This is a genomic window from Marinobacter sp. B-12, from assembly GCF_056857915.1.
Genome location: NZ_JBSXOB010000062.1, coordinates 80,517 through 96,661, shown reverse-complemented (window position 1 = coordinate 96,661; position 16,145 = coordinate 80,517). Strand labels below are relative to the sequence as shown.

13 protein-coding genes are annotated in these 16,145 nt (G+C 58.4%); 4 read left to right on the top strand and 9 right to left on the bottom strand.

The window, feature by feature from the left end:
• Window positions 1-23 precede the first annotated feature (23 nt).
• From AC13D2_RS16685 to AC13D2_RS16675, 3 genes are all read left to right on the top strand, one after another.
• Window positions 24-2,198, top strand: a complete 2,175-nt coding sequence (locus AC13D2_RS16685) for a putative bifunctional diguanylate cyclase/phosphodiesterase (RefSeq protein WP_482938928.1) — start codon at window positions 24-26, stop codon at window positions 2,196-2,198.
• Window positions 2,199-2,437: 239 nt separating this feature from the next.
• Complete coding sequence (locus AC13D2_RS16680) at window positions 2,438-3,091, top strand: class I SAM-dependent methyltransferase (protein ID WP_317306675.1); 654 nt, start codon at window positions 2,438-2,440, stop codon at window positions 3,089-3,091.
• A gap of 49 nt (window positions 3,092-3,140) precedes the next feature.
• Window positions 3,141-4,148 carry a DUF2156 domain-containing protein gene (locus tag AC13D2_RS16675; protein WP_317306676.1) on the top strand — a complete coding sequence of 336 codons (1,008 nt, stop codon included), beginning with the start codon at window positions 3,141-3,143 and terminating at the stop codon, window positions 4,146-4,148.
• Here AC13D2_RS16675 and murI read toward each other — a convergent pair.
• Together murI and nudC are read right to left on the bottom strand one after the other, a co-directional pair.
• A complete protein-coding gene (murI, locus tag AC13D2_RS16670; protein WP_317306678.1) occupies window positions 4,126-4,977 on the bottom strand; it encodes a glutamate racemase in 852 nt (283 codons plus the stop codon). The genes AC13D2_RS16675 and murI overlap by 23 nt on opposite strands.
• Complete coding sequence (nudC, locus tag AC13D2_RS16665) at window positions 4,974-5,795, bottom strand: NAD(+) diphosphatase (protein WP_300493202.1); 822 nt, start codon at window positions 5,793-5,795, stop codon at window positions 4,974-4,976. The genes murI and nudC overlap by 4 nt, the downstream gene beginning before the upstream one ends.
• Before the next feature lie 142 nt (window positions 5,796-5,937).
• Here nudC and plsB point away from each other — a divergent pair, with 142 nt between their 5' ends.
• Entirely contained in the window at window positions 5,938-8,406 is a 2,469-nt protein-coding gene (plsB, locus tag AC13D2_RS16660; RefSeq protein ID WP_300493205.1) for a glycerol-3-phosphate 1-O-acyltransferase PlsB, read from the top strand.
• Between the two features lie 14 nt (window positions 8,407-8,420).
• Here plsB and AC13D2_RS16655 read toward each other — a convergent pair whose 3' ends face one another.
• From AC13D2_RS16655 to ppc, 7 genes are all read right to left on the bottom strand, one after another.
• The gene (locus tag AC13D2_RS16655; protein WP_292050097.1) at window positions 8,421-9,230 is read right to left on the bottom strand and encodes a class I SAM-dependent methyltransferase; all 810 of its coding nucleotides are present in this window, start codon (window positions 9,228-9,230) and stop codon (window positions 8,421-8,423) included.
• A complete protein-coding gene (locus AC13D2_RS16650; RefSeq protein ID WP_292048026.1) occupies window positions 9,230-9,592 on the bottom strand; it encodes a UDP pyrophosphate phosphatase in 363 nt (120 codons plus the stop codon). The genes AC13D2_RS16655 and AC13D2_RS16650 overlap by 1 nt, the downstream gene beginning before the upstream one ends.
• Before the next feature lie 85 nt (window positions 9,593-9,677).
• Window positions 9,678-10,475 (bottom strand): undecaprenyl-diphosphate phosphatase, encoded by a 798-nt coding sequence (locus tag AC13D2_RS16645; protein WP_292048024.1) that lies wholly within the window; start codon window positions 10,473-10,475, stop codon window positions 9,678-9,680.
• A 36-nt stretch (window positions 10,476-10,511) separates the two neighbouring features.
• Window positions 10,512-11,207, bottom strand: coding sequence for a tRNA (adenosine(37)-N6)-threonylcarbamoyltransferase complex dimerization subunit type 1 TsaB (gene tsaB, locus AC13D2_RS16640; RefSeq protein ID WP_292048023.1), 696 nt, complete (start codon window positions 11,205-11,207; stop codon window positions 10,512-10,514).
• A gap of 4 nt (window positions 11,208-11,211) precedes the next feature.
• Window positions 11,212-11,865, bottom strand: a complete 654-nt coding sequence (gene adk, locus AC13D2_RS16635) for an adenylate kinase (protein ID WP_292048022.1) — start codon at window positions 11,863-11,865, stop codon at window positions 11,212-11,214.
• A gap of 204 nt (window positions 11,866-12,069) precedes the next feature.
• Window positions 12,070-13,440, bottom strand: a complete 1,371-nt coding sequence (locus AC13D2_RS16630) for an HDOD domain-containing protein (RefSeq protein ID WP_292048020.1) — start codon at window positions 13,438-13,440, stop codon at window positions 12,070-12,072.
• Between the two features lie 38 nt (window positions 13,441-13,478).
• Window positions 13,479-16,124 carry a phosphoenolpyruvate carboxylase gene (gene ppc / locus AC13D2_RS16625; RefSeq protein ID WP_292050098.1) on the bottom strand — a complete coding sequence of 882 codons (2,646 nt, stop codon included), beginning with the start codon at window positions 16,122-16,124 and terminating at the stop codon, window positions 13,479-13,481.
• Between the last annotated feature and the right edge of the window lie 21 nt (window positions 16,125-16,145).

Genomic DNA, 16,145 nt, shown 5'->3' with positions numbered 1-16,145 from the left:
GAAGAAACGACGGGCGTACTGACATGAAACCTGCGAGCACCGAGTGGACTTACGGCGACGACGGAAAGGCGCGCATCCTGGTCGTCGACGATGATCCGAGACTGCTTTCCGGCCTTGCTTCACTGCTCAGAAGCAAGGGGTACGAGGTCACCGAAGCGGAAGGTGGGCGCATGGCCTGTCGCATCCTTGAGACCGAGTTTTTCGATCTGGCGATGCTGGATCTTCGCATGCCAGACGTGGATGGCTTCGGGGTGATGGAGCGTCTGTCGTCGAGGCAACCCGAATGCGGCGTGATTGTCGTAAGTGGTGAAAGCTCATTCAGTTCCGTCAGCCGAGCACTGCGCAGGGGGGCACTGGACTATATCCGCAAACCGTTCGACCCGGAAGAACTGCTGGCAACGGTCGATGGTGTGCTCGGCAAGCGTTCGCTGCTTCGCGCCCATGAGCACATCCGAATGCGCCTGGAAAAATCCGAGGAACTGCATCGCTACATCGTCAACAGCTCACCCGATATCGTTTTCATGCTCGATGGCGACGGGCATTTCTGTTTTGTGAACAGCAAGATCGAGAGCCTGCTCGGCTACCAGCCCGCCGAACTCTGTGGACGTCACTTTCGCCACATCCTGGATGATCGGGACATCGCGCGGGGGACCTACGCCCTGAAAGGCCCAAACATCACCGCAGACAATCCGAGGACACTGGAGGTTCGCCTCAAGACCCGAGGCAGTCGCAAGGCGACCCGCCACTTCGAAATTACCGCGTTTCCGATTGACCCGGAAACCTGGCCCCACGCCAATCATGGCGGCGGCACACACCATGACCGCGAGGCCCGCTACTACGGCACCGCCCGCGATGTCACCGAGCGCAAGGAAGCGGAAGCCTTTATCAATTTCCAGGCTTACCACGACTTGCTGACCCGACTCCCAAACCGCGCCCTGTTCAAGGACCGGCTCGACCTGGCCATCACCCACGCCCGCCGCAGCGAACAGAAGCTGGCCGTGATGTTCCTGGACCTCGACCGCTTCAAAGTCGTCAACGACACGCTGGGACATGCCATGGGCGATCGCCTGTTGCAGGCGGTCACGCAGCGGCTGGAACGCTGCCTGCGCAAGGGGGACACTCTGTCACGCTTCGGTGGTGATGAATTCACTCTGCTGTTGCCGTCGATACACGGTCACGAGGACGCACGACAGATTTCAAAGAAGTTGATCAAGACACTGCGTGCACCTTTCCAACTGGGCGAGCATGAAGTCTTCGTGGGCGTGAGTATCGGCATTGCCACCTACCCGGAAGCCGGCAAATCCATGGATCAACTGATCCAGAATGCCGACATTGCCATGTATCACGTCAAAGCACGGGGCAAGGATGGCTATCGCTTCTACTCGGAGAGCATGAGCATTGACACTGCCAACCGCCTGAGCCTGGAAAGGGACCTGCGGATGGCGCTGGAGCGCGATGAGTTGCGAGTGTTTTACCAGCCGCAGGTCTGTTCCTCGAGCAATCGTGTGGTGGGTTTGGAAGCGCTGGTGCGCTGGCAACACCCGGACAGGGGATTACTCTATCCACGGGACTTCCTGCCACTGGCGGAAGAAACCAAACTCATTGCCAAACTCAGTGAATGCGTACTCGACCAGGCCTGCCACGATGTCGGCCAGTGGATTCGAGAAGGACACAGCGACCTGCGGCTGGCCGTAAACCTGTCCCCGGTCCAGGTGGAGCACCCAAGGTTTGTAGAGACCCTGATGACTCAACTCCAGGCCCACGGCTTCCCGCCCCAGAACCTGGAAATCGAGATCACTGAAAACGTGATCATGAACGATCTTGAGCAAATCAGTCAGAAACTCCGGGAACTGGCGTCATTCGGCGTCAGGATTGCCATTGATGATTTCGGCACTGGCTACTCCTCCCTGAATTACATCCACCGGCTGCCCATTCACACCCTGAAAGTGGATCAGTCCTTTGTCAAAGCCATTCGCAGAGGCGAAGACGGTGCCTGCATTGTAAACGCCATTGTCGCCATGGCCCATGGACTGAAGCTTCAGATCGTGGCGGAGGGCGTGGAAACGGACGAACAGCTCACCTACCTCAAAAGCCTGGGGTGCCACCAGGTTCAGGGGTTCTTCTACGGCCCCGCACGGCCTGCAGACGTCATCGGTAAAACCCTCGGACATACCCCGGCGCGCGCAGTCGCTTTCTAATCTCTCTTATTATCGATACTCCATTGTCGGACAGTCAGATCTAGAATGTTGACCTGGTTTGCAAAGTGTTGCTGTTCGTTACGTTATGTATCTGGAAATGCGCGGTACTGCACATAATTCCCCCACCGGCTTCTCTAAGCTCAAATCCATCAGGCGCTTCCTTCAATTCACCTGACGGTGAATCAACAATCACAAGAAGAATGGAAGCATCCCCAGGATATGGACAGGCAGAAGTCACCATGCGCGATAAATACAAATACATTGGTCCGGTTTACGATTTTCTGAGCAACCTCTACAGCGGCAAGAACATTCACCGCTGCAAGACCGCCATGCTCGATGTGGAAACCGTCAAGCCCGGCGCCCGCATCCTGTTCGCCGGGGTGGGCCATGGCCGTGACGCGATCCGTGCTGCGGAACTGGGCGCGGACGTAACCGTGGTGGACCTCTCCGAGACCATGCTGCGCAAGTTTGCCGAAGCCCAGGAAAAAGAGGCGCCACACCTGACCATCCGCCGCATTCACAGCGACATCATGAAGGTGGAAGAGTTCGAACAGTACGACATGGTGGTGGCCAACTTTTTCCTCAATGTGTTTGACGAAGACATGATGGTGCGGGTGCTCGAACACCTGATCCGTCTGGGCAAGGCGGACGCCAGGGTCGTTGTGGGCGACTTCTGCTACCCCACCGGCAACATTGTGGCCCGCCTGTTCAAGAAGATGTACTGGTATATGGCCGTCTTCATCTTCTGGCTGTTCGCCAACAATGCCTTCCACAAGATTTACAACTACCCCGAACACATGCAGCGCCTTGGCCTGCACGTCACCGAGAAAAAGCATTTCAAACTGCTGAACATGAACTGTTACTGGTCAATCCTGGGACGGAAACAGGTGTAGACACGAGGCCTCACGCCGGATTTACAACAATAAACGGGGGAGTTTCACAATGTCAGACCAGATCCTTTCACTTGATGGCGTCCGCTCTCTGGACGAGGGTGCATTCACCTTTGCAGAGCGCATCAATTACCTCAAGAAGTACGGCACCCATTCCCAGTCGTTCTCGACGTTGCAACCTGAGATGCAGTACTTCGACGTGCCCGGCGTTGGCTACCTGGCATATATGCGCAAATGGGGCGGCACTTTCGTGCTCTCCGACCCGGTCACCGCCCCGGAACACTTTGAGTTGATTCTGGAGCAATTTCACCAACGCTTCCCTTCCGCCTGCTATATCCAGGTTTCCAAACCCGTCGTGGACTACCTCTACCGCCGCTTTGGCCTGTTTGGCACCCAGTTTGGCAGCGAGTCCCGCATCAACCTGAAGAACTGGTCCCTCAGCGGAAAGAAAAAACAGATCCTGCGCACGGCCCTCAACCAGGCGGAGAAAAACGGCATTACCGTGAAGGAGCGTTTCAGCGATGACCACACCCGCGAAATCTCCGATGCCTGGATCCGCACCCGTAAGTGCAAGAGCAAGGAGATCCGTTTCCTGATACGCCCCATGGAGATGGAGTACCGGGAAAACGAACGCCATTTCTACGCGTACCAGGATGGTAAGGCGGTGGGCTTTATCTACTTCGACCCCATCTACCGCAATAACGAGATCATCAGTTACGTGCCTAACATCTCAAGGGCTAACGCAGATTTCCGCCAGGGTATTTTCTACACCCTGATGGCCCACGCTATGGATGTGTTCAAGGCAGAAGGCGTGCCCCACCTGGACCTGGGTTTGATTCCGCTATCCCTGGACCCGGCTACCGAGCATCAGGAAAGCCGGTTGCTCAAGCGCATCATGCACGGCCTGTATGAGAAGGGGAACTTCCTCTACAACTTCAAGGGTCTGGAATTTACCAAGTCACGGTTCCGTGGTGACAATTTCAAAACCTACTGTTGTCACCGCCGATCCTTACCGGCATTGGAGTTCCTGGCCATGTTCAAGCTGACCCGCCTGCTATAACACCGGCTGCCGCCGAGGGCCAGCTACCACGGATGTCGTTGGTGGCCAGGCCGAGCCCATTCAGGAACCCCCCAATACCTTGTGGGACATCCCCGGAAAACAGGGCCGCATCAACCACCCCCCCTTTGCTGTTGAGGGCCATAAGACTTTTCAGTTCCAGTCCCTGCTGCTCAAATAACCAGATCGCCCGGCGCGCGATCGCCTCGCCGGAATCCACCCAGTGTTTTACGGCAGGTAACTGGCGCTGTAACAGATCCTTTATCAACGGGTAATGAGTGCAGCCCAGAACCACGGTGTCCACACCCACGTCCCGGAACGGTTGTAACGCCACGGACAATGCCTGTTCGGGGACTGGCGAGCCGGACACCAGGTTTTCGATCCATTGGACCAGGTCCGGATGCCCCAGCCTTTCCACCGTGCAATCGCTGGCAAACTCGTCAATCAGGTCAGTAAGATAGGGTCGACGGACGGTGGCGGGAGTGGCCAGCACGCCAATACGACGGTTTTCAGACACCCCCGCAGCAGGCTTTACCGCCGGCACCACACCGATCACCGGTATCGGTGTCATGGCCCGCAGGTACGGCAACACCACTGTGCTCGCGGTGTTACAGGCCACCACAATGACATCACAGGGGAATTCCGACAGCGCCAGCCGAATCAGTGTCTGGCTGCGCTCAATCACCACCGATTCCGGCTGGGCGCCGTAGGGAAAGCCGGCGTTGTCAGCCAGGTACACCAACCTCACCCGCGACAATTGTCGGTGGATACAGTCAGCAACGCTCAACCCACCAACGCCTGAATCAAAGACCAGCACTCTTGGCACGGTCACGACGATGCCTCCTGCCCTTCAATTTCCCGTGCCATGGCCTGAATCAGGCCGCCGGATATGGTTGTTACCGGTGGTACAGGTGGCATATCGCCCGGCAGAAACCAGTCCGCTTCCGCAATTTCGTCTTCCTGCAGCACCAGCTCGCCACCGGCGTAGTCCGCAAAGAAGCCCAGCATTAACTGATGGGGAAACGGCCATGGCTGAGAGGAGTGGTAGCGAACCCCACTAACCTCAAGGCCGGTTTCCTCTTTCACTTCCCGGGCAACCGCCGCTTCAATGGTTTCGCCCGGCTCCACAAAGCCCGCAATCAGGCTGAAAAAATGACGCTTCGTCCGCGACGATCGTGCAAGCAACATGCGTTCACCACGGCGGATAACCACGATCACGCAGGGAGCCAGCCTGGGATACCAGGGAATGCCGCAGGGTTCGCACCATTTCGCCCTCTCCAACGGGTGTAGCACCGTCAATTCACCACAGCGGCCGCAGAAGCGATGGTCCCGCCACCATTGATGTACCTGGAACGCGGTACCCAACATTTCGGCGGGGGCATCCTCCAGCATCAACAGCGCTTCCCGAAGTGGCACCCGCTCTGTAGATCCAGCCAGACTGGCCGCGTCGGCTTGGGCCACGTAGACAGGCTTGCCGTTCATCTGGCCAACATAAACCGGCCCGATATCACCCTGCATACTCGGAACGACCATCCGCCAGGATTCCAGCCAGCCAACGTCGGGCTTCAGCACCGCATCACCGTCGATGGCCAACACAAGATCGTCATCGTCGGGCTCTTTTGGAGACCAGCCGGGAGTCCATAACGCCATAATCCGTGTCCAGAAGCTATTATGTGGGTAGAGCTGGAAATGTATCACAGCGGCACAACACAACAGAACGACTGCATGGCTTTCCGCGCTGCATGCAACCAAGTAAACTTACCGCCTGTTTTGTGAACCGGAGCGACCGTTTATGCGTTTTTTCCTGGGCCTTCGCAGCCTGATCCTGACCCTTTTTCGCAAAATCCTGTTTTTGTGGGTCCGGACGGATGTGAGTGGCAACAGCGTGGAAGCCCTGGGAGTAGACCCGGAAAAACCGGTTTGCTACGTACTGCAGTACAGCTCGCTGTCCAGCCGATTAGTCCTGGAACAGGAGGTGCTGCGAGCCGGTCTGCCCGGTGCCGAGTCGTCCCTTCCGGTCAAGAACGGTCCGAACCACTCTTTCTTTTTCCTCTACCGCCGGATTGGTGGTCTGTTTCGTCGGCGCCAGACACCGGTTCCCACCAGTGAATTTCGCGCGCTGGTTCGCCATGGCCTGGAACACCCTGAGCAGGATGTCCAGATCGTCCCCGTGTCGCTGTTCTGGGGTCGCTCTCCAGACAAGGAAAAATCGCTGGTCAAACTGCTGCTGTCCGACACCTGGTCCGTGGCTGGGCGTTTGCAAAAACTCCTGATTATCATGGTGCATGGGCGCAGCACTTACGTGCAGTTCAACCAGCCCCTGTCCCTGAAACAGGTGGTTGATGAATACCGCCATAGTGAGGAACGCGCCAACCGCAAACTGGCCCGCATACTCCGCACCCACTTCCGCCGGGTGCGCCAAGCCGTGCTCGGCCCTGACCTGTCTCATCGCCGCACACTGGTGGGTGGACTGGTGCGGACCCAGGCGGTCAAGGAAGCCATCCGGGAAACCGCCCGCAAAGATGATATCCCACCGGAAAAAGTGCGCGCCAAGGCGTATAAATATGCGGACGAGATCGCCGCCAGCATGTCCATAGTGACCATACGTTTCCTGGAGGTGGTGCTGTCATGGCTGTGGAACCGTATCTACAACGGCATCGCCATCAACAACATCCGCGTTGCCAAGGAAGAAGCCCAGGACAATGCCGTGGTGTATGTTCCCTGCCATCGCTCCCATATTGATTACCTGTTGCTGTCCTACGTGCTCTATAAGAACGGACTGATGCCCCCGCACATTGCTGCGGGCATCAACCTGAACATGCCTATTGTTGGCCCTATCCTGCGACGCGGCGGCGCGTTCTTCATGCGTCGGAGCTTCCGTGACAACCCGCTATACGCCACGGTTTTCAACGAATACATGCACGTGATGTTCTCCCGCGGCTATTCCGTTGAGTACTTCGTCGAGGGCGGGCGCAGCCGCACCGGCCGCATGCTCCAGCCTCGTCCCGGCATGCTGTCCATGACCGTCCGCAGCTTCCTGCGGGACCATCGCAAACCCATCGTATTCGTCCCGGTATACATTGGTTACGAGAAGGTGATGGAAGGCCGCTCTTACCTCGGTGAATTACGGGGCAAGAAAAAACAGAAAGAGAGCGTATTCGCAATTGCCAAGACGGTTCGCAAGTTGAGTAACTCGTTTGGCCAGGTCGCTGTAAACTTCGGTGAAGCCATTCCTCTGGCGGACGTACTGAACGAGGTCGAACCAAGCTGGCGGGAAGAAGCCTACGATTCCGAATACCGGCCAAAATGGCTGAATCAGGCGGTGTCTGAACTGTCCAATCGTGTTGCGTCCAGCATTAACGCATCTGTAGCCGTCAATCCCATTGGCATGACCGCGACGGTCTTGCTGGGCACCGACCGCCTGGCGATGGATGAAGGCCAGCTGATCCGTCTGATGGACCAGTATGCCGACCTGTTGAAAGCCTTTCCTTACGCCGACACCATGACGCTGCCGGAAGGCAGTGGCAAGGATTGGGTCGACTACTGCGAAAACATGGGCCTGATCACGCGCCAGCCCCAGAAACTGGGTGACATCATCGCGTTGGAAGGCAGCAACGCGATTCTGATGACCTATTACCGCAACAATATCCAGCATCTGTTTGCCCTGCCTTCTCTGATTGCGAGCCTGTTCGAGAACAAGAACTCCCTGCGCCGGGACAAGATCGAGTTCCTGGCCAGCGTGGCGTACCCCTACCTGAAATCCGAACTTTTCCTCAAATACGATGACGAGGAGATTGACGGGATCATCAACCAATGGATCGACGTTCTATTGGCGAAAGGGTTGCTGTTCGAAGAAGAGGAAGACAGGATCAGCCGCCCTGAGGAAGGCACCGATGCCATGCTGCGCCTGCGGGTGCTGTCACGGTTCATCATCCAGACCCTTGAACGCTATCACATTGCCATCGGCATCCTGCGCAAATACGGGTCGGGTAAGATTACCGCCGGCGAACTGGAAGAGCAGAGCACGCTTCTGGCCGAGCGTATGTCCATCCTGTTCGGCCTCAATGCCCCGGAGTTCTTCGACAAGACCCTGTTCCGTAACTTCATCGCCAACATGCAGCACAATGGCGTTATTACCACCGATGACGACGGACTGTTGTGCTACACCGACGGCCTGGATGAAGTAGCGGAAGACGCACGGTTGGTGCTAAGTGTTGAAAAACGCCAGGCCATTCAGCAGGTGACCATGCTTGGAGCCTGAACGCGACCGGTGACCTATCCGGCGGGAAACGCCTTGATGGAGTAGATGTCGTACCGGCTGCTCTTCCCTTCAATACGGGTGGTGGGTTCGGGGCCACGAACTGGCTCCGCCTTGCGCGGGCGTTTGACAACAACCCGATAGGTTGCCACCGCCAAAGCGGCCTTCAACAACGCCGGTGAGTCATCGTCGTCTCCCACCACCGTGCGGAACAACTGCATTTCCTTCTTGGCCAGGGCTGACTTGTCGCGATGGGGAAACATCGGGTCAAGGTAGATCACATCCGCAGCGCCCGCGCCCGCCTGCGATAACCAGTCGATACTGTTACCCGACTGCAACGCCATCCGGGTGACAATGGGCGCGCTCTGCTCGTTCAGCGCCGCGCGGGAAAGTCCATCGCTAAGCAACGCATGGATAACCGGCGAACGTTCAAAAAGGGTTAACCTGCAGCCCAGAGAGGCCAGTACAAACGCATCCTGGCCAAGGCCCGCAGTTGCATCCAGAACATGAAGGGGCTGGCGGGCTTTCTTCAGGCCAACGGCCTTGGCAATCAGCTGGCCGGTGCCACCGCCGTGCTCTCTCCGGTATCCAGCCTTCCCGGTCACGAACTCGGCCCTGACAGGCCCTGGAGCTCCCTTACCGGTCACCTGTAGGCCAAGACCATTTTCGTCCAGAAACAGCAGCACTGGGTAATCACGAACGTCTCGCGGACGAAGTGTACCCAGCAAGGGCAGCGACAATGTTTCAGCAAGGGAACGTGCGGCGTGGAGGTCACCAAGAGGGCTGCAGCCGACTGCGAGTTCGGACAGGGTGTTTCCGGGCGGCATCAAACCAGGATATCGATGCCTGAGAGCCCGGCATCCGCGACGTCGCCTCCGGCGGCGACATCGGCAAACGTGGACAAGGCTCTGGAGGTGCTCAGGGAAACTTCATCGGCGCGGAAACGCTCCAGGCGCACATCCTCGGCAGCCTGACGCGCCTCGACCCTGCGCTCAAGCGACTCAGCAGAAGGAACCGGCCGTTGTTCAGCGTTAGGGGACCGCGCGTCGGTGAGGTCTCGGCGAACGGCCTGGCTGTCGTTATCGGGTGCGGACGCAGGCGCCCGGGCGACGTCACTGCGCTCACGAACCGGGCTACTATTGCCGGACTGGAAAGTGAGACTGCTGTTTGGGTTAACACCACCGATCATTCTGGCACACCGGTTAAAAAGACCACAGGTCTTGGATTATGGAAGATCCCGAGCCGATTTTAAAGCAGGCTGTTCAATTTTTGCCCTACCAGAGCATAACAAGCAACAGCAGACCGAGTACCAGGCGGTAGATAACGAACGGCATCAGACCAAGTTGCTCAAGAAACTTGAGGAACAGGTGGATACAGACCACGGCACTGACAAATGACAGCGCAGCACCCAGAGCAATGGCCGCCCAGTCGGTTGCGCCGCCCTGCTCCGCCAGCTCCAGGGTTTTCAGCAGACCGGCGGCGAGAATCAGCGGGATCGACAACAGGAACGAGAACCGGGCAGCGGCCTCCCGTCCAAACCCGAGAAACAGAGCCGCCGTGATGGTAATACCGGATCGGGAGGTGCCCGGAATCAGCGCCAGCGCCTGGGCCACGCCAATGATCACCGCATCTTTCATGGTCAATGCCGGCAGATCCCGGTTGCGACGTCCCACCGCGTCTGACCACCACAGCACCAAACCAAAACCGATGGTCGAAACCGCAATCACCAACCCGGAACGCAGAGAGGTTTCAATGAAATCATTGAGCAGCAGGCCAGCCAATCCGGCCGGAACCGTGCCGGCGATGACCGCCCACGCAAGGCCACTGTCCTGCCCGACGCGACCCCGAACCGTGTCTCCGGCCCAGGCAACGGTGAGACGGCAAACTTCCGATCGAAAATACCAGACCACCGCTGCCAACGTCCCTACATGCACGGCGACGTCGAAGGCCAGGCCCTGATCCGGCCAGCCAAATACCTGCGAAGGAAGAATCAGGTGGGCCGAACTACTGATCGGCAGAAACTCCGTCAGCCCCTGTATAACGGCCAATACAATAATGTGCCACAGTTCCATCGGCAGTGATTCCGGGTGTTAGCAGTGAGGTCGTTGTTAGCGGCCGGGCAGTTTTTTCCAGGCCACTTCATCACGAATGTAAACCGGTTGCGCCTGTTCGGCCGGCACCCCCGCTCCCGCATCAAAGGCACGGGCGGCGATCTCCGCCACTCTGGACGCCCTGGGCACCAGAGTCTCGTCGACGCGCTCCATGGTTGCGGCAACACCGTCCGGGAAATTTTCTTTCAGGTTCCATCCCTGGCCGGCACCAAACCACCGGGATGCGCCATCCGCCAGACCCACAGACGCTGGAGCGCATACCCGCTCGTCACCCACCAACTCTGGTTGTCCATCGCGGCAGATATAGCAGGCCCAATACACTTCGCCCATGCGGGCATCGAAGGCCACTGCAACGGCATCGCCATTCAGCATTTGCCAATGGTGTATCGCATCCTGGGCAACAGCTGCCAGGGACGAAACCGGAATGACGGGAATGCCGAGACCATAGGCAAGCCCCTGGACAACCCCCGTGGCAATGCGAAGGCCCGTGAACGAGCCCGGACCACAGGCAAATGCAAGCGCATCCAGGTCTGCCGGCACCAGCTCCTTCTCGGCGAGAAGCTCGCGGATCATCGGCATCAACAGGCGGGTGTGCCCCCGGGGAGCCAGGTCGAACCGCTCAGCCACGCTATCGTCCATCAGCAGGGCTGCCGAGCAGCCCTCTGATGAGGTATCCAGTGCCAGTAATTTCACGGGGTTACTTCAATTGGGTAAGAATCTGGTCGCGAATGTCATCCAGGCTGCCCACGCCTTTTACGCGCACATATTTCGGCGCAGCCGCAGGGTCTTCTTTCGCCCAGTCCTGATAGTAACCGACCAGTGGCGCGGTTTGCTCGTGGTAGATCTTCAGGCGTTTGCGGACGGTTTCTTCCTTGTCGTCCTCGCGCTGGATGAGGGCATCGCCGGTCTCGTCGTCTTTACCCTCGGTCTTGGGCGGATCGTACTTCACATGATAGATGCGACCACTGCCCTCGTGTACCCGGCGACCTGACAGACGGCTTACGATTTCCTCGTCATCAACGGCGATTTCCACCACGTAGTCAATGACAATACCCTGGTCTTTCAGGGCCTCGGCCTGGGGAATGGTACGGGGGAAACCGTCGAGCAGGAAGCCGTTCTTGCAGTCAGGCTGCTGAACCCGTTCTTCGATGAGCGCAATGATGATGTCATCAGATACCAGGCCGCCAGACGCCATCACTTCCTTGACCTGCTTGCCAAGATCGGACTCGGCTTTCACCGCCGCGCGAAGCATGTCACCGGTCGAAATCTGTGGGATTTCAAACCGTTCGGTGATGAACTGGGCCTGCGTACCCTTGCCTGCGCCTGGCGCGCCTAACATGATGATTCTCATAACGCTGTGCTCCCGTTGTAGTCATTATCATTTGAAAAGCTGTTGCAAAACCCGGCGGCTTTGCGACAGCTTCTCGGCAGCAACGAGCCCGGAGCCCCTGCCAAGGAAGACGCATTATACGAACTCAGCCCCCTCATAGAAAGTGGACCTCCGTAGCATGCACCAAAAGGTTACATCCGGCTTTGAGTTGATAGTGCTCGAGGGTCAGGATGACAGGGATAACGCCAGCGCGTCCAGCTCCCCTGAAACGCTGTCAATCTCTTCGTTCAGACGGGCGATATCCCCTTCAGAAAGCCCGAGGGACGACGCAAGGGAGACGATATCATCCGGGTTGAACTCATCCCCAATCCCCCTTTCCTTCAGCAGCGCATTGGCCAACTGGACCATAAGCACATACGGTTCATGCTCGCCATGATAGCCGTCGTGCTGGTGCATGCCTGCAGCCTTTACCACCGGGTCAGGCAGCTCCCAAAGCCGGTGAAGGATGCCACCGATGGCGCCGTGGCCGACCGCCAGCATCTGCTGGTCGTTACTGGCCCCGAACACCTGTTGCTCCAGTGAGTGCATACTGGCGTCGGGATTGGCTTCCCGCAACGTATTCAGTTCATCGAACTCCTGGGGAAACAGGTGGCCAATCAGCAGCAGGCCGAAGTTGTGCAGAAGGCCACACAGATACGCCAGGCCCTTGTCGGAATGGCACTTTGGCGCCATGCGCTGGCACACAAACGCGTTATACAGGGAGTGGCGCCAGAACTGGTCCATCCCCAGCAGACCCTGACGCGGCACCTCGAAAGCACGCACCGACGCTATACCCAGCGCGATATGGGCCACACGATCGAACCCAAGAACGCGGGTCACCGCTTCCTGTACCGAGTTGATCTGACCGGGATAATTGAACAGGGCAGAACGGGCATAACGCATGATTTGGGCGGTAAGGCTGGGATCAAACTCAATCAACTCACCCAGTTCACGGGCGGTCGCCTCAGAATTGGCCGTCAAACGGAGAATGCGCAGCGCCAACGCCGGCATTGGCGGCAAGCGATAGAGCTTTTGCAGTTTGTCAGCCACTTCTTCCAGCGTCAGGGCATCGCGCTCGTCGTTGTTTCGGCCGCGAATTGCCAGGTGGCCCTGAGTGGCGTCTGCGAAAGCCCTGGCCAGAGAGGTGCGGTCCAGCTCAAGGAGCGTGTTGTCGGTTCCGCAACACATGAGGGTGCGCGAGTACCCCAGGATGTCCTCATCGACGAGTACCGCTACGTCGTAGGCGGCCCCGACCGGCGGCTGAAAACCCGGGGCACAATCAGCGAACAGCCGGGCGGACTGGCGGGCCGTTAGCGGCTGCAGGCGTCGGCCTGTCTGCTTGTGCACCAGATCCATATCCAGACTGGTGTTATAACCGTGAACGGCCATGACGACGCCATTGATATCGATCAGGGGCGTTGCCCGGACAAACTCACTTTGAGGCCGCCCGGACGCCATAACCGCGGCATCAAAGCTAAGCACCTGATCAATCTCAAGTTCCCGATAGGCAATTCCCTTGCCGGTTAAAAAGCGCTCCAGTTTTGCCGCTAACGCCACGGCGTTACTCCTGTTTTTTATGGTCCGCTGAACCTGCTTTAGCCGGTATTACGCATGCCGGCTGCAATACCGGCCATGGTGACTTTGAGTGCGCGTTCCACCATCTCGGGCACTTCGCCCTTGCCCTCACCCTCACGGTCACGCTTGAGCAGTTCCGCCTGTAAATAGTGTAGCGGATCAGTATACGGATTACGTACCCGCATGGAATGGGCAAACACAGGTTCCTGCTCCAGCAAAGTGTCCTGCTGCTTCAGTTCCAGCAAATGACGAATGCAGCCTTGCAGGCGCTCTCGCAGGTTCTTCCCTAGTTCAAGCAGCTTTGGATCATCGACCAACGTCTTTTCGTAGTAGCTGGCGATTCGCAGGTCGGATTTTGCCAGCACCATCTCCAGCATATCCACATAGGTTTTGAAGAACGGCCACTGCTGCATCATTTCCCGCAGCACGGGTACGCGGTCGTTGTCGAATGCGTCTGCCAAGGCAACGTCGCTACCCAGCCAACTGGGCAGCATCATCCGCATCTGGGTCCAGGCGAAAATCCAGGGAATGGCCCGCAGGCTTTCCACGCCACCGCCGGGTTTGCGTCTTGCCGGGCGGCTACCGAGGGCCAGCTTACCCAGCGCCTGCTCCGGGGTGACCTGACGGAAATAGGGAACGAAATCCGGGTTGTCCCGGACCACGTCACGGTAGGCTTTGAGGGAACGCTCGGTGAGCCAGTCCATCGCCTCCCGCCATTCCGGTTCTGGCCCTCGCGGTGGCGCCAGGGTGGCTTCAATCACCGCAGTGGTGTACAGCGTAAGGCTCTGTTCCGCCAGCCGGGGGAGGCCAAACTTGAAGCGGATCATCTCGCCCTGCTCGGTGATCCGGAAACTGCCGTTCACCGAACCCGGCGGTTGGGACAGGATTGCACGGTTGGCCGGGCCGCCACCGCGGCCAACGGTGCCTCCGCGGCCATGGAACAGCGTGAGGTGTACGCCATACTGATTGGCGACCTCGGTGAGCTTTTCCTGAGCCTGGTATTGAGCCCAGGCCGCCATCATCTGACCAGCGTCTTTGGAGGAATCGGAATAGCCGATCATGACCTCCTGCCGACCTTCGCAATAGTCCCGATACCAGTCCACGCTGTAGAGCGCCGCCATGCTGTCAGGGGCGCCGCGCAAGTCATCCAGGGTCTCGAAGAGGGGCACCACCCGCATCGGGTTTTCCATACCTGCTTCACGTAGCAACAAAATCACGTTCAGCACGTCCGACGGCTTGCTGGCCATGGAGATAACATAGGAACCCAGCGCTTCCGGCGTCTGCTCGGCCACCACTTCACAGGTGGCCAGCACCTCGGCCACTTCCTCGGAGGGCTTCCAGTGTCTGGGGACCAGTGGTCGGCGCCCCTTGAGTTCACGCACCAGAAAGTCCTGGCGCTCCTGTTCCGACCAGGACAGGTAATCACCCAGGCCCAGATACTCAACCATTTCCGCAACCGCCTCAGCATGACGGGTCGACTCCTGGCGGATGTCGAGGCGAATCAGAGGCAGGCCAAAGGTGTGGGCGCGGCGAATGGTGTCCAGCAGCGGGCCATTGGCAATGGATTCCAGCCCGCAGTCCACCAGGGATCGATAACAAAGTTCCAATGGGCCCGTGAAGTCCTCATTGGCAAACAGAATTCCGGTCGCGTCGGCTGGCTCGCCGGCAACGCTGGCTTCCGCCCAGTCCCGGGTTTTGATCAGCTTTTCCCTCAACCCGGCCAGCACCTGGCGATAGGGCTCCCGGGTATCACCGGCGATATCCCGCAATTCGTCACTGGCCTGCCACATCGACAATTCCGCACGCAGGGACTGGATATCCCGCAGATACAGGTCGGCTGCCATCCAGCGGCCCAGCAGGAACACCTTGCGGGTTACTTTATGGGTCACATTGGGGTTGCCATCGCGATCACCGCCCATCCAGGAGGCGATCCGGATCGGCGACGCGTCCAGCGGTAACCCATTTCCGGTGGCGTCTGAAAGCGACAGATCCAGCCCTCGCAGAAAACGCGGCAAAGCCTGCCACAAACTGTTTTCGATGACGGCGAACCCCCACTTGGCTTCGTCGACCGCTGTCGGGCGATCATGGCGGATCTCATCTGTGTGCCAGGCTTCGGTAACCAACTGTGCCAGACGACCCACAATTTCCTCTCGCTCCGCAGGCAGCAGGTCCTCATGATCCAGGCGAGCAAGGCAATCCGACATCTCGTCGTATTTCATGATCAGGGTGCGGCGGGCGACTTCCGTGGGGTGTGCCGTTAGCACGTATTCAATGCGCAAGTCAGCAACACGCCGGTGTAATTCGTCAGCGCTGACACCGCCCTTTTTCAGACGGCTGAACACGTCTCCAAGGGACTCCACCATCAGGTCGGACTGATGGCCACGTTTGCGGCGGATGCCGTGGTACTGTTCCGCCAGGTTGGCCAGGTTCAGGAACTGGTTAAAGGCACGGGTTACCGGCAACAACTCGTCATCACGAAGTTTGCCCAGCAGGTTCACCAGCCGCTGGCCTGAGCCGCTTTCCTGGCGCCGGTCTGCCTTGGCGGCCGCACGCACTTCTTCAATCAACTCGTAACAGTCCTGCCCGGGATGGCGCTGGATACTCTGTCCCAGCAACTCGCCCAGCATGCGAACGTTTTCTCGAAGGTCTGGGTGTAGCTCGGTCACATTGAGGTCCTTTTAAATTGA